The 19016-nt window shown below is 42.1% G+C and carries 13 protein-coding genes and 1 pseudogene; 1 reads left to right on the top strand and 13 read right to left on the bottom strand.

Annotated elements, in window-relative coordinates; translation table 11 throughout:
* Positions 1-41: 41 nt before the first annotated feature.
* Both BU200_RS02680 and BU200_RS02675 read right to left on the bottom strand, forming a co-directional pair.
* Positions 42-1037: an alpha-ketoacid dehydrogenase subunit beta gene (locus tag BU200_RS02680; RefSeq protein ID WP_075098696.1), complete on the bottom strand. Its 996-nt coding sequence runs from the start codon at positions 1035-1037 to the stop codon at positions 42-44.
* A gap of 406 nt (positions 1038-1443) precedes the next feature.
* Complete coding sequence (locus tag BU200_RS02675; protein WP_075098695.1) at positions 1444-2412, bottom strand: thiamine pyrophosphate-dependent dehydrogenase E1 component subunit alpha; 969 nt, start codon at positions 2410-2412, stop codon at positions 1444-1446.
* Between the two features lie 229 nt (positions 2413-2641).
* On the opposite strand from BU200_RS02675, the gene BU200_RS02670 reads away from it, so the two are divergent.
* The gene (locus BU200_RS02670) at positions 2642-3304 is read left to right on the top strand and encodes a trimeric intracellular cation channel family protein (RefSeq protein WP_075098694.1); all 663 of its coding nucleotides are present in this window, start codon (positions 2642-2644) and stop codon (positions 3302-3304) included.
* 36 nt (positions 3305-3340) lie between these two features.
* On the opposite strand, the gene BU200_RS02665 is transcribed toward BU200_RS02670, so the two are convergent.
* The 11 genes and pseudogenes from BU200_RS02665 to BU200_RS10885 all read right to left on the bottom strand — a co-directional run.
* Positions 3341-4486 carry a carbohydrate-binding domain-containing protein gene (locus BU200_RS02665; protein WP_075098693.1) on the bottom strand — a complete coding sequence of 382 codons (1146 nt, stop codon included), beginning with the start codon at positions 4484-4486 and terminating at the stop codon, positions 3341-3343.
* Positions 4487-5090: 604 nt separating this feature from the next.
* Complete coding sequence (locus tag BU200_RS02655) at positions 5091-5729, bottom strand: phospholipase A2 family protein (RefSeq protein WP_083609337.1); 639 nt, start codon at positions 5727-5729, stop codon at positions 5091-5093.
* A gap of 752 nt (positions 5730-6481) precedes the next feature.
* Positions 6482-7963, bottom strand: a complete 1482-nt coding sequence (locus BU200_RS02650) for an ABC transporter ATP-binding protein (protein ID WP_075098691.1) — start codon at positions 7961-7963, stop codon at positions 6482-6484.
* Positions 7927-8586: an energy-coupling factor transporter transmembrane component T family protein gene (locus BU200_RS02645; RefSeq protein WP_075098690.1), complete on the bottom strand. Its 660-nt coding sequence runs from the start codon at positions 8584-8586 to the stop codon at positions 7927-7929. The genes BU200_RS02650 and BU200_RS02645 overlap by 37 nt, the downstream gene beginning before the upstream one ends.
* Complete coding sequence (locus BU200_RS02640; protein ID WP_075098689.1) at positions 8583-9176, bottom strand: MptD family putative ECF transporter S component; 594 nt, start codon at positions 9174-9176, stop codon at positions 8583-8585. Before BU200_RS02640 ends, BU200_RS02645 begins: the two co-directional genes overlap by 4 nt.
* 711 nt (positions 9177-9887) lie before the next feature.
* Positions 9888-11438: an amino acid ABC transporter ATP-binding/permease protein gene (locus tag BU200_RS02635; RefSeq protein ID WP_075098688.1), complete on the bottom strand. Its 1551-nt coding sequence runs from the start codon at positions 11436-11438 to the stop codon at positions 9888-9890.
* Positions 11439-11820: 382 nt separating this feature from the next.
* The gene (locus BU200_RS02630; RefSeq protein WP_075098687.1) at positions 11821-14916 is read right to left on the bottom strand and encodes a type I restriction endonuclease subunit R; all 3096 of its coding nucleotides are present in this window, start codon (positions 14914-14916) and stop codon (positions 11821-11823) included.
* Between the two features lie 148 nt (positions 14917-15064).
* On the bottom strand, positions 15065-15646 hold the full coding sequence (locus BU200_RS02625) for a restriction endonuclease subunit S (protein ID WP_083609335.1): 582 nt from the start codon (positions 15644-15646) through the stop codon (positions 15065-15067).
* 31 nt (positions 15647-15677) lie between these two features.
* Positions 15678-17057: a restriction endonuclease subunit S gene (locus BU200_RS10590; RefSeq protein ID WP_083609334.1), complete on the bottom strand. Its 1380-nt coding sequence runs from the start codon at positions 17055-17057 to the stop codon at positions 15678-15680.
* 55 nt (positions 17058-17112) lie between these two features.
* Complete coding sequence (locus tag BU200_RS02610) at positions 17113-18660, bottom strand: type I restriction-modification system subunit M (RefSeq protein WP_075098733.1); 1548 nt, start codon at positions 18658-18660, stop codon at positions 17113-17115.
* A gap of 245 nt (positions 18661-18905) precedes the next feature.
* Positions 18906-19016: pseudogene (locus BU200_RS10885) on the bottom strand (IS5/IS1182 family transposase); the annotation flags it as partial.

The raw sequence follows: 19016 nt of genomic DNA, 5'->3' as shown, positions 1-19016 counted from the left end.
GAGCGACGGCTTGGAAGATCCCAAAACCGCCTGTCTCGCTTTTACCCTTTATTTACCTGTTTGTAAATTGCAGCCTTAATCTTTTCAACATTTGGCAAGACTGCATTTTCAAGAATGTTAGCATAAGGAACAGGAACATCATCAGAAGCGATACGAATAATTGGTGCATCTAGGTAATCAAAGGCTTCGCTTTCTGTGATAATAGAAGCAATCTCACCGATGAAACCGCCTGTCTTATAGGCATCATTGACAAGGATCACTTTTCCAGTTTTCTTAACAGAATTGATAATCAGTTCTTTGTCAAGAGGAATAAGGGTACGTGGATCAACCACTTCTACACTGATACCTTCTGCTGCTACTTCATCAGCGGCTTGAAGCACGCGTTCCAACATACGACCGTAAGATACGATCGTCACATCTGTACCTTCGCGTTTGATTTCTCCTTTTCCAAGTGGAATGTAGAAATCTGGATCAAGGTTCACTTCTTCTTTCTTACCGTAAAGCGCTTTTGGCTCTAAGAAGATAACGGGGTTGTTATCTAAAATAGAAGATTTCAACAGTCCTTTGGCATCGTTGGCTGTCCCTGGTGCGACCACCTTAATTCCTGGAATATGGGTCAACCATGCTTCAAGAGATTGGGAGTGCTGTGCTGCTGATCCGATCCCTGAACCTGAAGCCACACGGAAGGTGACAGGTGTTTTCAAACCACCACCAAACATGTAGTTGGTTTTTGCTGCTTGGTTGACAATTGCATCAAGGGCAATGGTAATAAAGTCCATGAAGGTCAAGTCAACGATCGGACGAAGACCTGTCTGGGCTGCACCGACTGCTGAACCTGCAATTGCTGCTTCTGAAATAGGTGTGTCGCGGACGCGTTTTTCACCAAATTCTTCCAACATTCCAACAGAGGTACCGAAGTCCCCACCATAGATCCCTACGTCTTCTCCCATTAAGAATACGCGTTCATCCTTACGCATTTCCTCGCTTTGCGCCAAGTTAATCGCTTCACGCAAGGCCATTACTTTTGTTTCAGTCATGTTTTTCTCCTAGAAAATATCAAATCTTATTGTTCCACTAAGGGAGGCTTGCTCTTTTTCCTTTTGAGGCTATACCCTTCAAAAATCAAATTCAACCTAGGCCAGCGTCACCTTGCCGTACGTCTGTACAGCCTATGGCTAACTTCTTTAAGATACAAGGACGTTCCCCCTAAAGCAGGCATAGCCTGCAACAGCTACGGCAAAAATAGAAGACTGACGCTGTGTTCGATAAATACAAGAAAGTCTGTCCCTAAAGGGAACTCCAGCTGTAACTAGCTAACGCTAGAACAGCTCGTCCCCCTAAAGGGAGCCATACCTGTAATCAGCTGAAGCTGAAACAGTTATGTCTCTTTTTCCGAGTTTTTAGCCCGAGTTCAATTTGCTTGCTTTTGATTTTTATTGACTACTAATCCACAAAGACATCTTCGTAAGCAATCGAAATGTCTGGATCTGGACTTTCTTGAGCAAATTTCACAGATGCTTCTACTTCTTCTGCGACTTGTGCCGCAATGGCATCCAATTCTTCGTCGGTTGCAATCTTGTTTTCTGTCAAGTAAGCGCGGTATTTTTTAAGTGGATCTTTTGCTTTCCAAGCGTCAACTTCTTCTTTCGTACGGTAAACACCCGCATCAGCAGTTGAATGTCCAAACCAGCGGTAAGATTCAACTTCAACAAGGGCAGGTCCATTTCCAGCACGGACATACTCAATCACTTCATGCATTTTTTCGTAAACAGCTACGACATCATTTCCGTCTTCGACGTAGTGACCCGGCATACCGTAAGCGTCAGCGCGTAGGTAAAGGTGAGGGATTTTTGTTGAATAGGTAATGTCTGTTGAAATACCGTAACGGTTGTTAATAATAAAGAAGATAACTGGTAAATTCCAAACAGCCGCCAAGTTCATGGACTCATGGAAGCTACCTTCGTTGGTCGCTGAATCTCCTGAAAAAGCAATGACAATGTTATCTGTTCCGAGATACTGTTGACTAAGGGCTGCACCGACTGCAAGGGCATAACCACCACCAACGATACCGTTTGTTCCGTAGTTTCCTTTTTCAAGGTTTGCCAAGTGCATTGAACCACCACGTCCTTTTGAGGAACCTGTTGCCTTACCCGCAAGCTCGGCCATCATGGCATTGATGTCAATTCCTTTCGCAATTGTCTGACCATGTCCACGGTGATTTGAAAAGATAATATCTTGATCTGTCAAATCCGCAATTGCTCCAACAGAAGCTGCCTCTTCTCCGACCGAGAAGTGGGTCATCCCCTGTACAAATCCACGGCGAACAAGTTTATTTAATTTCATATCCACATCACGGATTTGTTGCATTTTTAAAAACATGTCTAGATGTTTTTCTTTTGAAATAGAGACCATAATTTCCTCCAAAGTTATTCTGTTTCTCCTCTATGATAATCCAAAATTTCACAAATAGCAAATAATTTAACCGTTTTCCAGTTTCTGTCCCGACCTTGAAAAAGGCTTCCATTCGTGCATTTTTTCACAAATTTTGCCTTACTATTTTTATAGTCATGTTCTTTTTTTCACAAACTATAAGCCATTGAATCCTTCCCGTTTTTATGATAAGATAAGCATGGAGGGCGCTATGGATTTCGATTTATTTTTACTGATTTGCAACTACATTGGTACCATTTCATTTGCTGTTTCTGGAACGATTAAGGGCTTTAAGAAAAGACTGGATATTTTTGGTATCACCCTACTGGCTACGATCACCGCCATTGGCGGCGGGATTATTCGCGATACCATGATCAATCGACTACCTACCGCTCTCGTGGAACCCTCTTCTATTTATCTCTCTATCATTGTCTCAATGATGATGTACCTCTTTGTCATCATGAAGAAAAATGAATCCCCGCGCGATAAAAGCATGTATCTCTTTCTCAGCAAGACCAATCTGGTCTTTGATGCAATTGGTCTGGTCATCTTTGCCTTGCTCGGGGCCAGTTCTGGTGTAGAACTAGGGCTGAACTTTATGACCACCGGTATCCTTGCAGCCCTAACAGGAGTGGGCGGTGGTATTGTCCGTGATTTGTTGGTCAATGAGACGCCGATCGTTTTAAAAGAAGATGTCTATGCTGTCCTTGCCCTTTTTACAGGTATCAGCTACCACATCCTTGTCCTTGATTGGAAATGGGCTCGGATTCCTGCCTTTATCAGTCTTTTCTTCCTCTTCCTCCTCATTCGTCTCCTCGTTATCAAATACCGTATCAATCTACCCAATATGGAGAAAACAAACAAAAAACGCTGAAAACCAGCGTTTTTTGTTTATTGTATTTTGATACGATTACCAACCTCGAGAACGGTTGCCTGCTCCGGGCTCTCCACCAAAGCCACCAGCACCCGGACCAGTTGCCACAATCTCGGTTTGCTTTTGTCCGTTGACTGTCACATCACCACCGGTAAAGCTGACTGTTCCATCAACATCAAAGGCTGATGTTGGTGCTGTAATCTCGATACTACCACCTGAAATGGCTAGATCTCCATTTGAATCAAAGGCATCCGTATCCCCTTGACCAACGTTCACCTTGACCTTACCACCTGTCACTTTGATAAAGATGTCTGCACCCATGACATCACTTGCGGCATTGACCCCATCATCTGTTGCAGTAACATCAACCGTTCCACCGTTAATTGTGACATTCGCTCCTTCTACTCCTTCTGTACTTTTGGCTACTGTCACTTGCCCGTCATCAATGCTCAAACTCGACTCTGCCTGAATCCCATCATCACCAGCCTCAACCGTCACTATACCGCCTCTAATCTGGACATTACCCTTGGTCGTATCCTGATCGTTATTCGACTTAATCCCGTCACCTGCTGCGGTCACATCAATCGTACCGCCTGTAATCGTCACCGAATCTTTCCCTCGGATCCCGTCGTCAGCAGCCGTAACCTGAATCATTCCCGCTTCAATCATGAGATCATCAGAAGATACAATTCCGTCTTCAAAATTTCCCTCAACCGTGAGACTGCCTGTACCCGTAATAGTCAAGTCAGCCTTGGAATGAATGGCACCTTCGATATTGCTATCGGTATGCTGCTTACTATCTGATACGGTATTTTCCGTTCCCTCCTTTAATTCTAACAGCACATTGTCTGCCGCTTCCACATAAATGGCTGCTGTATCTTGGCTTGAAATGGTCACCCCTGCTAAAACCAGACGGACATTGCCAGACGTATTGACCTTAACTCCTGCTGTGGTCGTGCCTGTCAGCACATAGGTTCCCGCCTCTGTGATCGTTAGCCCCTCATTACTCAAAGTCACTTCCTTGGTCGGCAAACTAGCCCAATCAATGGTCGCGGCGACAGTGGTCACAGTCTGGCTTGTCTGCGTGCTAGCAGAAGATTGACCCGTAACCCTTGAGCAGGCTACAAGCGAGCCGATACTCAAGAGCGTGACCGATGATACAAAGATTTGTTTTACATTCATTCAGATTTTCTCCATTCTATTCTTCTCGATATTCCAATCCATGATTAGGATTTCCGTAGACTATCAACATAGAAAGAGTATATGTCTATTTTCTGAAAATATCATTAAATTTTTCTAATAGAAACCTTAAACTGATGTCAAGTATCACCAAAAAGGAGCAGAACTTCATTGTGATTTCAATCGCCAAATGAAGTCCACTCCTTTATAGATGATACAAGCCAGCTATACTTTTATCCCTAGCGGTACTTGGTTCTTTTCTTATATCTCCTATTTTTCCGTAGTTTTCACAAAACATCTTTTTTATGTACAAAAATACCTTTATATAGCTATTAAACTCCGAGAAACAGATAGCCAAGAAGCATGGTGAGATAGAATGCAAAAAGCAAACTGATACCCAAAATTAAATATTTTATGTTTTTACATAGAGCAGATAAAACAATGAGTAGCACTCCAATCACCGGAAATATATCAAGTAGTATTTTATTTCTGATAAAATAATTCTCTCCTAGATATTGACCGGGAAGAAGGAGTAGGGCAATCCAAATGAATAAAATTATTCCGATAACATGAGGACTATATTTGTTCCCAATTACCTTTATCCTTTTTAACATCCAATAAGCCCTACTCTTTCAAAATATGCTCTAATAGCGTTAGCAATTGGAAGTGCAGAATCTGGCATCCATCTTCGATTTGTTTGAATGAAATAGATGAGCTGCCTATTGCACTCACAATTTTGCCCTGGAGACCAAGGCTTGTAACATTTATCATGTTGCATACAACCCCAATCTAAGTGATCAATGGGAGGTAATGTGAAGTTATTCCCACTATGTCCGGGTCCACAGTAGTTACCATATATAGGAAGCGGAACAGAGCGAAAATAAGTACTTGGAATAAATTTTCCACTCATATATTCATTGCTAACGTCTTCAATTGCTAAACCAATATCAAGTGCTTCACCTGAAACACCATCTTTTTGCGCTCTATCCAAATCAAAGTACATTCGGTTATTATGATGGACAATATAGTTCATTGCGACTTCTGTTTCTTGATCTATGTAGGCAATTCGCTCATCTGTTGATTGAATGGGTATATTTGGTTGATTAGGCTCCAGCATTGTGTCGTTTGTTACATTCACTTGTTGAGTATTTTCGTACGCGTATGCAGTTGTTATATCAAATAATGTAGTAATACTAAGAATTAAAAGCGCTAAGAAAAGTCTTTTTAATTTTGTTATCTTTTCCATAATGAAACCTTTCTAAATTAGGCTGACAAAGGTATACGGTAAGTTAATGCAGATGACTGATGTTAATGAACAACGTCCTAACCTTTATTCAATTCACTATCATTTAACTTACGCCTTTTTACAACTTGAATTTTGGATAGCATTGTTTCCTATTTTATTGCCTTTCTAATACAAAATTCTGTTATCGCTTTCATTATACATTTTAAAAAATCATAAAGCAAGGAATATAAAGTTGTCTACATTCTGTACTTTAATAGATAGGATAGAAACAATCAGGAAAATGACTGTTATTACCTAAAGGGTCTGCTTTGCTCGCTTCAACAGTCTAGAAAGACTATTGAAGGTTGGAGATAGAACGAGTGTCCTCGTATCTTGTGGAATTGAGTTCAGCCTAAAACCTCGGAAAAAAGAGACGCAGGTGTTCTAGCTTTAGCTAGTTACAGCTGTGGCTCCCTTTAGGGATAAATCTTCCTAGCTCCAAAGGTATAGTATACCTTTGGAGGCGGGAAATATAAGTTTGCGAAGCAAACTCTCTCTAGTTTCTGCGTTGAATTTTCTATTTTCGCTTTGAGTTTTTAACGGGCTTTGTATCTTGGTGTAACTGAACTCGGGCTAAAAGCTCGGAAAAAAGATAGACTTCCTTGTGTTCATTGAATACTACGTCAGTCTCCTATTTTTCAGTCGCTTTTTTAACGTCCTCGTATCTTGGGTAATTGAACTCGAGCTACAACTCACTGACAAAAAGATAAATCTCATTGGGTGCAAGACACCCTGCTTCGATTTCCTATTTTGTCTAGGAGTTGTTTAACGCTCTCGTATCTTATATCTACTATTCTATCGCAGATTCTGGCTAGTAATTCATCATCATGAGAGATGAGCAGTACCAGTTTACCTTTGGTTTTTAGATACTGGAGTTGATTTGCCAGTTGCTCCATCTGCTCTCTGTCCAGACCGCTTGAAGGTTCATCAAAGATCATGATTTCCTTATCGCTTAGTAGGCTAGCCGCAATCATCAGGCGCTGTTGCTCCCCCATTGATAGGCTCATGGGGTGGCGGTCTAAGAGATGGGATAGGCGAAAGGTCTCCAATACTTCCTGATCTAATGGGTCAGAGGCTAGACCTAAACTCAACTCTTTCGCCACCCGTTCTGTCACCAGTTGTTGGCGCACATCTTGCATGACGTATGCCATTTTAGCAAGACGTTCTCGAGCATTTAAGACTTGTCCTTGCCAACGAACAACCCCCACCTTATCTCCTTCCAAGCCCACCAGCGAACGCGCAAAACTGGTTTTTCCAGAACCATTTGCCCCGATCATACCAACGACCTGTCCCGGAGCAAGCACGAGCTGCTCTATTTGATAAAGGAAATCCCCCTGATGATGGACACAAAAATAGTGTAACTCAAGTCCTGCTTGGTCATTTCTAAAGGCTTGCACCAGTTCTTTTACGCGGGCTTGATAGGGAGTCAAATCAGACGTTCGCAAGCCCCACTCTTGCCGCTTTTCTTCAGAGTATGCCAGAAAATCAAGTGCTGGCAGGTGTTCTACTAGCTTGCCGTCACAAAAATAAGCATAGGAATCTGCTATCTCTCTTAGATAGGCTAGGCGGTGTTCTGCAATCACTAGGGTCTTGCCCTGCTTTTTCAAGGAAAGGAGCAATTCCTGCACCCGCTCTACCCCTGCTGCATCTAAATTGGCAGTCGGCTCATCAAAGACCATGATGTCTGTTCCCTGCATGGCTGCTGTCGCAATAGCAACCACCTGCTTTTGCCCACCAGATAGACTATCCATATCCTGCTCTAGCAAGGACTTCAATTGAAAGTTTTCGCTCACCTCTACCAAGCGCTCGGAAATGGTAGTGCGTGATACACCTTGGTTCTCACAAGGAAAGACCAGCTCTTGCAGAACCTTTTGATGGAAAAATTGAGCTGCTGGATTCTGAAGAACGGAAGCAACGTGATAGGCTAAAGTCTCAACACTTGCAGCTTGATAGGGGAGCCCTCCGATTTGCAAGCTCCCCTCAACCTCTCCTTGATAATATTCTGGAACCAGACCATTGATAAGATGTAGAAACGAAGACTTACCAGATCCACTCGGACCACACAGAACTAGGCATTGCCCTCTTTCAAGGCGCAACTCCTCCACCTGACAGGCTAGAGCCCTGCTATGGGTATAGCAAAGCCGTAAGGATTGGGCTTTCACTTGAATTTCAGAATGAGAAAACTGATACACCATGCACATACACTCCAATCTAGCCATGTCCACCGAGACTGTACAAATTCACTAGGTCTCTTACCCACCGCAAGCCCCTTGGTCAAGGTTGCAATCGTCAAATCCTGCGCCGAACGCAGAAGCGACATCATCAAAGGGACTAAGATATACTCTGCATAACGGTGAGGCCGTAGGAAAATATGGCGTTTGCTCAAAAATATTCCTCGTGTTTTCAAAGATGCTTGAATCACTCGAATCTCTTTTTTTATCAGGGGAAGAAAGCGGAACATGACGCCTAGGGTCAATAAAAAACTCTCTGGCAGTCGCCATTTTCTAAGCCCATGAATCAATTCATAGGCAGAGGTCGTCAAAAGTAGAAAATGCCCAGCCATAAGGGGAACCCAGATATGACTAAGCAAAAAGGTAAAGCGAAAGAGCCACATGGGAAGTAGCTCTACTTGGCTCACCTGATAGACTAGAAGATACCCAAATAGGGTCACAAGAGCCATTTTAAAGCGCCCCACAAGGAGGCTACATACTGCAATGCCTCCAAGCAAGTAGATCCGCTCCCAAACTGTTACATGCATCCCGTAGGTGACCCCTGCAAAAATAACCAACAGAATCTTGCTTCTAGCATCAAACCTCATTCTAACAACCCCGATTTTTTGAAGGATTTAGCCAGCATTTTCTGACCTAAAAAACCTCCAAGTAAAGCACCAAGCACAATTGTTCCAGACAAGCTAAGGACATTTAAAGGAGTAAAATCAACCATAACACGCGCAATATATGCTGCGGATTTCCCGCGTGCCACAAGGCTTTCCACATAGGTATCCCTCATCAACCACATGAGAATAATCGGCCCTAAATTTCCAAAGGAAAAGACAACAAAACTCATGAGATTGAGCCATTTCTGCCTGTACTGCCCCTGCTTGGCGAGCAGATCTCCCAAGATACCAAAGAATAGGCTTGGTAAAAAGGCAGCTGTCATATAGCCTGATAGGAAAAAGAAGCATGCCATGACAGCACTGACCAGACTGATCGAACCAAATTTTCCAACTTTAGCAATCAAGATCATATAAACTGGACCACCTAAGATAGCTGCAAAGGCAGGAGCATACATCATATTTCCCGAGCGATCAAAGATCGCAGCCACCAAGGTCCCCAGACCCACACATAGAAAGTACAGAGCCGCAAAAGCCCCTGTTACCATTAAATCTTTCACTTTTAATTGTTTCATCATTTTCTCCTTCTCTATAAGCCAAGATACGAGAGCGTTTGACAACTCCTAGACAAAATAGGCAAACGAAGCAGATTGGCTTGCAATCAATGAGTTTGATCTTTTTGTCAGTGAGTTGTAGCTCGAGTTCAATTTTAAGATGTGAAGCCGTTAAAAAACCGACTGAAAAATAGGAAATACGACGAAGAAGTCTCTGCTTCTAGGAGTATTTATCTTTTTTCCGAGGTTTTAGGCTGAACTCAATTCCACAAGATATGAGAGCGTATAAAGCACACAGGGTACTCAAGAGTATCCGTATCTGTAAAGCAGGCATAGCCTGCAACAGCTACGGCAAACTAGGAAATCTGACGCAGAACTTTTAGATGAGAGTTTGCTCCGCAAACTTCTATTTCTCGCCTCCAAAGGTATACTATACCTTTGGAGCAAGGAAGTCTATACCTAAAGGTAGCCACAGCTGTAACTAGCTAAAGCTAGAACATCTGCGTCTCTTTTTTCCGAGCTTCTAGCCCGTGTTCAATTACACCAAGATACAAAGCCCGTTAAAAACTCAAAGCGAAAATAGGAAATCTGACGCAGAGGCATCAGACTCTAGGAAGATTTATCTTTTTCGCACAGAGTTTAGGGCGTGTTCAATTACAAAATATAAACTAAATGACTATCTATATCAATCATACGCTTAGTTCAAATGATAGCATGAATAGCCGCCAGTGTCTATCTTTCACCCGAAACTAGGCAGGCATTTTCCACTCGATATATCCGATCCGCACAGGCAAGAGTGCTTGGGCGATGTGAGATAAGAAAGATCAGACCATGACACTCCTGCTTGATCAATTGCAGAAATAGGGCTTCATTGAGCGAGTCCAGATGGCTGGTCGGTTCATCAAAAATATAGCAGTCTGCCCGTTTTAACAAGGCACGCATCAATTCCAGACGCTGGGCTTCGCCTGCTGAAAAATTAGTTGCATCAACAAGCGTGTCAAGGCCTGCTTCTGCTTCTAAAATCCGGTCTTTCATCTGGCACTTTTCTGCCAGAACAAGAATATCTTCATCAGAAATATCGCTTCTTCCCAAGACCAGATTTTCACGAATCGTCTGTTTAAAAATTTGGGGAATCTGGGGAACATAGGCAAAATGAGCCTGTAAGTAGCTAGGATGTAAGGTCTGACTATCATACTTGTTCAGTCGAATGCTTCCTGCCTGCCAATCATACCACCGCATGATTAACTTCATCAGAGTAGATTTACCCGCACCTGATGGACCAACAATCCCGATAATTCCCCCTTTGGCAAAGTCAACGGACAAGCCATCATAGACCAAATTGCCACCATCTGCATAGGCAAATTGTAGGTTACAAATCCCGACCTCATCAATGGTCTCCAACAAGGGTTTTCCTGCCCGTTCCCTCTCTGGCTCATCAAGGAGGGCAAAGATATTGCGCCCTGCATTGATCGCCCGCTTAAATCCTAAGGGCAGACGGCTCAACTCCAAAAAGGGAGCAAAGGAGCTGCTAAAGGCAACGACCAATGACAGACCGACAAACAGGCTCAAGCGCTCCAGTTGAACGAGCATAAGCGTCCGCCAAGCAAAGAACGTCATTCCAAGACCAATCACCGCAAAACTATAAGCCTGTTGCATAAAGTTGGTCTGGGCTACTTGTCTTTCCCTAGCATTGACTCGCTGGCTTGCTGCCTGCAAGGTCTGGGTGTAGGCTTTTATTTGCTGGAATTGCAGCAAGTCCTTGACCGCTTTCAACCCTTGGAGAAAAGAAGCCACATAGGTCTTTCGCTCCTGATTTTGCGCCTGCAAAATCGGTGTCAGACGCTTGGCAAATTGCTGAGGCAACACAAGAGCGAGCAAGACGTAGGTCACGAGCGCTAGCATTGCCAAGTCCCAGCTATAAGCAGAAAAAGTACCAACCATGAGAAGGGCAACCAACAGACCTGTTGCAATAGGTGCCAAGGTATGGGCAAAGAAGATTTCCAAGGCCTCGATATCCTCCCCAATCATCTTGAGCAAACTGCCGCTATCTTGACGATCCAGCTTTCCTGGCGCCAAGGCGCGTAATTTGGCAAAGACCATCTTCCGAAAGACTGCTAGACTATGAAAGGCTACATAGTGCCCAAAGTAGTGTTCACCATAGCGGAAAAGCCCCCGCAAGAAGCCCAAGAGGACTAAGACTAGAAAGAATAGCCAAGACGGTGCCTCCCCTCTCTCTAAAGCCTGTCCTGCTAATTGTAGCAAAAGAACAGCCCAGTTTGTCAAATTAAGTTCACCATTTTTAGTTTTCTCATAAACACCTGATAAGGGGTTTGATAGCTTAAAGATTTCCTAGGAATTTGATTTTTGACGAGTATTATAGCCGTTTAGTTTATTTTTAGTACTAGGCAACGAGTCGCAGGTAGTTGAAATAGTTGATAACTATTTCAAGTGATAGATAAGAAAAGTGTAACTTTTCTCAATAGTACAGCAAGACGAGTTAACGAAGTAATAAAAATATAAACTAAATGACTATAAAAGAATAAGCCGACTTGATGTAGCAAGTACGGCTTATTTTTGTAACAAGCAATTTCGGGGAATTGCTTGTTACAACTGTTCTTGTGCAAAGGGGGGATTAGAGTATCTTGATTGATTGAGAAAGGAGTGGTTAGATTTCTCCACCAATTCCCTTAAATTTTTCGACTAGGGCGACGATTTTCTCAAAGACCCTCTGCTTCTTGATCCGATACTGCGGATTGAGCGGGCTCATTTTGGGGAGCGTTTCGTTGAGGGCATTGCCGTTCTCACTGGCATATCCATGCCTCAAAGAGATTTGAATATAACGTCTGGCATTCTCTTCATTGAGCTCTTCTGACTGAATCAGTCCATCTACCTCTTTTTTCTGGATCTCTTGCGCAAAGAGGAAGAAGTTCTCAATAATGGCAGCCTTATCCACAAAACGATCCAAATCAGTCTGCTGGATAAACGCGACAATCAACTCTTCCTTGGCACGATTTCCCAGACTTGCCCGAATAGTACGCGTGATTTCTTCAATCAAAAGCTCCTTATCAGAAACCTTCTTGTTGGTCTCAAAAATCAACTCTAAGATATAATCCAGATTGATTTCTTGCGATTTTAGCAATTCGACTTCAAAAACAACTGAATCCCAGTTCACATTAGATTGGCTGTCTTGCTGATTTTGACGTTCATTGCTATACCAGTCTTTGATGTCATGATAGGTTGAACGGTAATCTTGGATCTCACGCGCAGTCGGAATCGAGAACTGAGCGATCCTTTCAAATTCCTCATCATCGATATGGAAATGTTCCTTGAAACGATCAACTGCCCCCTCATCAGAAAAATCAAGACTTTGAAAGGCTTGCAAACTCATAAACTCATCATAATTCTGCAAGATATTCTCCAAGCGCAAGAATTTTCCAAATAGGTCAACAAATGCCCTCTTATCACTTTCGGTAGTAATCTCAGACGGGTTTGGAAAGCGTTCTCGCAACTCCTGAACAACAGCCAGATAACCGTTTTGTTCCTCACCCTCTTTTATGTAACCATACATATAATCTTGATAAGAGCGCTCAAGTAAGACTTCCGATTCTTCGGTTTTACCAAAGAGTTTGATGGCTTCTGTCGTTGCCTGTTCTAGATCACGGAAGGTGACAATATTTCCAAAGGATTTCGTCGCATCATGAATCCGATTGGTCCTAGAGAAGGCTTGGATCAAACCGTGATAGCGTAAGTTCTTATCGACAAATAGCGTATTTAAGGTCGGAGCATCAAATCCTGTCAGAAACATTCCTACAACAATTAGCAGGTCGACATCACGGTTTTTAACACGCTTGGCGAGGTCACGATAGTAATTTTGGAAATCCTTTCCGCTCATCGTAAAGTTTGTCCCGAAAAGACGGTTGTAATCAGCGATACAAGAGCTCAAAAACTCTTTGCTACTGACATCTGCCAGATCGCTGGGTGTAAAGGTCTCGTCATCAATTTCACCGATTGCAGCCTGCGATTCATTGGCTGCATAGGAGAAGATGGTCGCAATTTTCAAAGGTTTCGCTACATCTTTTTGCTGTTTTTGCAACTCTTGATAGTAGGCTTTCGCCGCCTTAACACTCGAAACGGCAAACATGGCATTAAAACCTTTTCCTGAAAAACGGTGCGTTTTTTGGTCGAAATGTTCTAAAATATAGCTAGAAATTTCTGTAATCCGCGCTGGACAGAGTAGCCCCTCTTTGGTCTCAGCTGCAAGCAGTTTTTTTAAATCCTGCTCGGTTTCTAATTCCTTGAATTGCGGGCGGACATCATTGTAGTCCACCATGAACTTCAAGACTTTTTGGTCACGAATGGCATCTGTAATCACATAGGTATGTAGTTCTTGACCAAATACGGATTCGGTCGTCTCATACCCAATGGCATTCTCTGTCTTGATGGGGGTCCCTGTAAAACCAAACTGGCAATATTTCTTAAATTTTTGTTTTAAGCGCTTCTGCGCTTCACCGAACTGGGAGCGGTGGCACTCATCAAAGATGAAGACGACCTGCTTCTGGTAAATCTCATGCTGACTTTCACTACTCATAAAATTGTTCAGCTTTTGAATCGTAGTCACGACAATCTTATTATCATCTTGTTCGATGTTGCGCTTCAATCCTGCTGTACTATTCGATCCATTGACCGAATCAGGTGAAAATCGTTGATACTCCTTCATGGTCTGGTAGTCCAAGTCCTTACGATCCACTACAAAGAAGACCTTATCCACCTCTTCCATCTCGGTCGCTAGTCTTGCCGCCTTAAAGCTGGTTAAGGTTTTTCCCGACCCTGTCGTATGCCAGATATAACCTCCTGTCCGAGGTCCGCTTTTGGTTTTTGAGGCAATAGCAGAGCGAATCTTCCAGATGATGCGCTCCGTTGCTGCAATCTGATACGGGCGCATGATGAGTAGCGTGTCATTGATATCAAATACGGAATAGTTAATCAAGACATTGAGCAAGGTTTGCTGGCTCAAGAAGGTTGCTGTAAAGTCCTTCAAATCTTTGATCGGGTCGTTGTTTTTCAATGCCCAGTTCATGGTAAATTCAAAGGAGTTTTTATCCCGTTTGGTCGTATTCGCGAAATAGCGGGTATCTGTCCCATTTGAGATAATGAAGAGCTGTAAATACTTAAAGAGGGAGTTTTTCTCATTAAAACTCTCCTTGCTGTAACGATGTACCTGATTAAAGGCCTCTCGGATAGCTACACCCCGCTTTTTCAACTCTATCTGAACCAAGGGTAGCCCATTTACTAGCAGGGTCACATCATAGCGATTGGCACTGGTGCCCGTCTGCTTCATCTGGTTGATAACTTGCAGTTTATTACGACTGATATTTTTCTTATCCCAGAGGTAGATATTTTGGATATGCCCATCATCAAAGATAAAATCATAGATATGGTTATCATGTAGTTTTCGCGTGCGGTCAATCAAGCTATCGCTCGGCTTATTCAGGTACTCATCTAAAAAACGCTGCCACTCACTATCTGTAAAAGTAACCGAATTGAGACTTTCTAGTTGCGTTTTGAGATTGAGCAAAAGCGCTTCTGGTGTCGTCACATAGTTCAGATACTCATAGCCTTGACCACGCAAATCAGCAATCAATTCCCGTTCCAAATCCGCCTCTGTCTGATAGGACCCAACCTTTTCAGATTTGGTGTATTTCTCTAATACAATAAAGTTGTTGGATTCCAAAATCGTTTCTGTTTGTATACTTTCAGACATGGTTACTCCTTTTCTCTAAAATGATAAGTGGCATCAAAACTCCTAAATAGATTGATGATGGTATTTTTCTCATGTGGTAGTAATTCTCTGTACTCTAAATCGGCATGCTTATTATGAGGGTAAAAATCAATCAGTTGAGTATAAGAATCTACGATTTAAAATTCAATAAACTATCCCTAAAATACTCATACTGCTTCTGTCTTTGTTCGATCTCTTTTGGTAAGCCCTGACTAAGGTCGGAAGTCAGCGTGTCGAATTTGTCCAAAATGGAGACAATACGAGCTTGAGTGTCGATTGGAGGGAGAATAATAATTGCTTTTTCAATATTCTTAGGATAAAATTCAATGACTTTTGTTCCTACAACTAATTTCTCTTTTTGAATTTTAAACTGATTGGTCATAAAATAGTAGACTAAATATTTAGCATTTTGCTCGGTATGCAAAATGCATGAATGTCCTCCAATGCCCACTTCTTCCTTCCCTTCCCAGACAAGGGCTTTTCCGACATCTTCAACGTTCTCGGAAGTGGTCGCCATGACAATATCTTGTGGCTGGGCTTTTTTCAATTTATCAAAGACAGCCTTTTCTGCAAAAGAGAGTGTTTCTCTAGCCGAAAAACCATATCTAGTGTAGATTTGTCCATAATGAATAACAGGAAAGCCATTAGCAACAAAGTCTTTTTTCTGAAGACCATTACCTCGTGTGAAGTCACAGATAGATCCGAGTGACACCCGTATCGGTCCAAAGACCCAGTTTAAGAGCCTAATTATGTCCTCGTTCCGTTCCGTTCCGTTCCGTTCCGTTCCGTTCCGTTCCGTTCCGTTCCGTTCCGTTCCGTTCCGTTCCGTTCCGTTCCGTTCCGTTCCGTTCCGTTCCGTTCCGTTTAGGATACACGCCTTCGGCGGTGAATGTCAAGAGTTTTTCTCTAAAAAATTCATATTGTTTCTGACGTAGTGCTATTTCTTTGGGAAGTCCGATTTTTAAATCATTACAAACCGTGTCAAAGTTATCGAGAACTTGGACGGTACGAGATTGAATGTCGAGAGATGGGACAGGAATGTGAAAAGATTTAACAATTCCTATATTTATATTTGATTGGGAGCCCTGTCCCATTGATTTTAAGTTTTCATAATTATAGCTCAACCAATGATAAACATAGCGATAAATCACTAACCTTTCATTAACTTCAATATTACAACAAGCTTGATTAGTGGTTAGAGGTATTTTATTAATAGCAACTTTTCCAGCGGTCGCACCATACATAGCAATAATCACAGAATTTTCAGCTACCCATTTTGCAGATGAATTAGCTAACCCTTCTTCACTAATTGTTAATTCTGTGGAATAAATTTCGCGAAAATCAATTTCCTGTGTTCTTAACCATGGTATTGCTCCTCCATAATAAGAATTATTCGCTCTACTTGGAGTACCTCCAGATATAATCTTTGTTGCCACCTCCCCCAAGGTCTTCCACTCTACCTGATAGACGTCATCCTCAAAGGATAGGAGCTTGTCCCGATAATAGGCGTATTGCTGCTTACGGAACGTAAGTTCCGCCGTAAGTTCCGCCGTAAGTTCCGTAACATATTCTGTGAATTTGTCAAGTATTTTGACGATTTCCTGCTGAATTTCTAAGGGTGGGAGGGGGATTTTGATTTTTTTAAACGCCACTTTAGAAATGTTATATCTCGTCACTCCACTTGCTGTTTTTTCAATCTGTTTGCGGATTGCCCTAGAACGAAAAAGATATTTAGAAAACTCTGGAACTATCTCAATATCATTATTAAAACGTATTCCAAAACTAAAACTATTCAAGTAAATTCTCTCTTCTGGAATAAACGTTACAGCCGATGACAAGCCCGCCTCTTCTCGACTTTCTGATGATCCTGTAATCAATATATCGCCATAAGCAATAAAATGTTGTTTCTCATCATTAGCAACTTTAACATACTCAAATAATTCTTCTTTAACTTCTATGTTACTAAAAATATTCTTATAGGTGACATATTTAGAATTTCCTACTTGAAAATCTGACTTATTTTTCCCTGTTAATCCACCATAAAACTCAGATATTCTCCCCAACTCTTTCCATTCCACTCCATTAGGACAATGTTCTTTGATTAAATCATCAATATAGGTCATAGAAAACTCCCCCCAATATCTGCTCTTGAAATACCTAGTTTATGTCTCATTTTCATTAGCTTAACTCCTCGACAATCTTATCAATCTCCGCGCGCAAGCGATCAATGTTTTGGACGGTCTCTTTGATGTCTCGATTGAGCTGATCAATATCAATCTTCTCACGAGTGTCTTCTTTCTCCACATAAGTCGAAACGGATAGATTATAATCTGCCTCTGCCACCTTTTCTTGTGACACAACTTGGGCAAAGTAGTCTTCATTTTCTTTGCTCTCAACGCTCTTCAGGATTTTTTCAATATTATCTTCCGTCAGAATGTTGTTATTGGTTTCTTTCTTAAACTCCTGACTTGCATTGATGAAGAGAAGGTCAGTTGTCGGTTTGTTCTTCGCCAAGATGAGGATACAGGTGGCAATAGAGGTTCCAAAAAAGAGATTATCTGGCAATTGGATGACAGCCTCTACAAAGTTATTATCTACTAGGTATTTGCGAATCTTTTGCTCCGCTCCACCACGATAGAAAATCCCCGGGAAGGTCACAATAGCAGCTCTCCCCTTGCTCGATAGATAAGACAAACTATGCAGGATAAAGGCAAAGTCAGCCTTGGACTTAGGGGCAAGCACTCCCGCTGGTGCAAAACGGTCGTCATTGATAAGCGTTGGGTCATCACTCCCCACCCACTTGATCGAGTAAGGAGGATTTGAGACGATAGCATCAAAGGGCTTGTCATTCCCATGCTTGGGATCTAAGAGGGTGTTGCCTCGCTCGATACTAAACTTGTCGTAGTTGATATTGTGCAAGAACATATTCATCCTTGCTAGGTTGTAGGTGGTCATATTGATTTCCTGACCATAGAATCCATCTTCAATGATATGATCGATAAATTGCTTCTTCGCTTGGAGAAGAAGCGCACCCGACCCGCAGGCTGGATCGTAGATCTTGTTGATTTTATTCTTCTCATTTTTCCCTAGCATAACAATTCTGGCTAAGAGCCGTGACACGCTCTGAGGCGTAAAAAATTCACCTCCAGATTTCCCCGCATTAGAGGCATAATTAGAAATCAGATACTCATAGGCATCTCCGAAAAGATCAATCTGGTTGTCTTCAAAATTACCAAAATCTAGGCTGGCAATCCCCTCAAGAATCAGCGCAAGACGTTGATTGCGCTCGGCAACGGTGCTTCCAAGTTTGTTGCTTCTCGTATCGACATCATCAAAAAGCCCCTTGATATCGTGTTCGCTGGCATAGCCAGTGGCGCTACTTTCAATGGCATCAAAAATATCTTTTAGATCGGTATTTAAATCCTCATTTGCTCGAGCTGTTTTGACGACATTTGAAAAAAGCTGGTCAGGCATAATGAAATAGCCCTTGGTTTTGATAGCGTCATCCTTAACCTCATCCGTAATCAACTCCTCAGAATACTCTTCATAATGAACAGTAGGATCACCACCCTCGATATAGTTTACAAAATTCTCACTGATAAAGCGATAGAATAAAATCCCCAAGATATACTGCTTGAAGTCCCAGCCATCCACCGCACCGCGCACATCATCCGCAATCGCCCAAATCCTCCGGTGTAGTTCCTGTCTCTGTACTTGTTCTGACATCATCTTATCCTCATTTTATTTAATAGTTCCATTATACCATTTTTTAGCGCTTCTCTACATATTTATTCTGAAAGGACTTGTACTCACTCAACACAACAAAAATACCTCATGATCCAACCATGAAGTATTAATAAAGGCTAATACATAGCCATTTTTTAAGTTGGTAAGCAAAGTCACCTAGAATCTTTTGTAATAAATATCTTCATCTAAACGTTCAGCACCCTTGTAATAGACTTGTTCGGTAACTACTTGGTTTCAAAATTAATAATCCCACAAATTAACTCAGCACGTATTTCAAAACGTTTTCTCCGACCACGATAGTCTTGTTTCATGATTTGAAAAGTCTTAAACTTCGC

It is taken from the genome of Streptococcus acidominimus (assembly GCF_001921825.1).
Lineage (GTDB): Bacteria > Bacillota > Bacilli > Lactobacillales > Streptococcaceae > Streptococcus > Streptococcus acidominimus.
The sequence above is the reverse complement of the archived record's forward strand: the minus strand, read 5'-3'. Positions and strand labels throughout refer to the sequence as shown.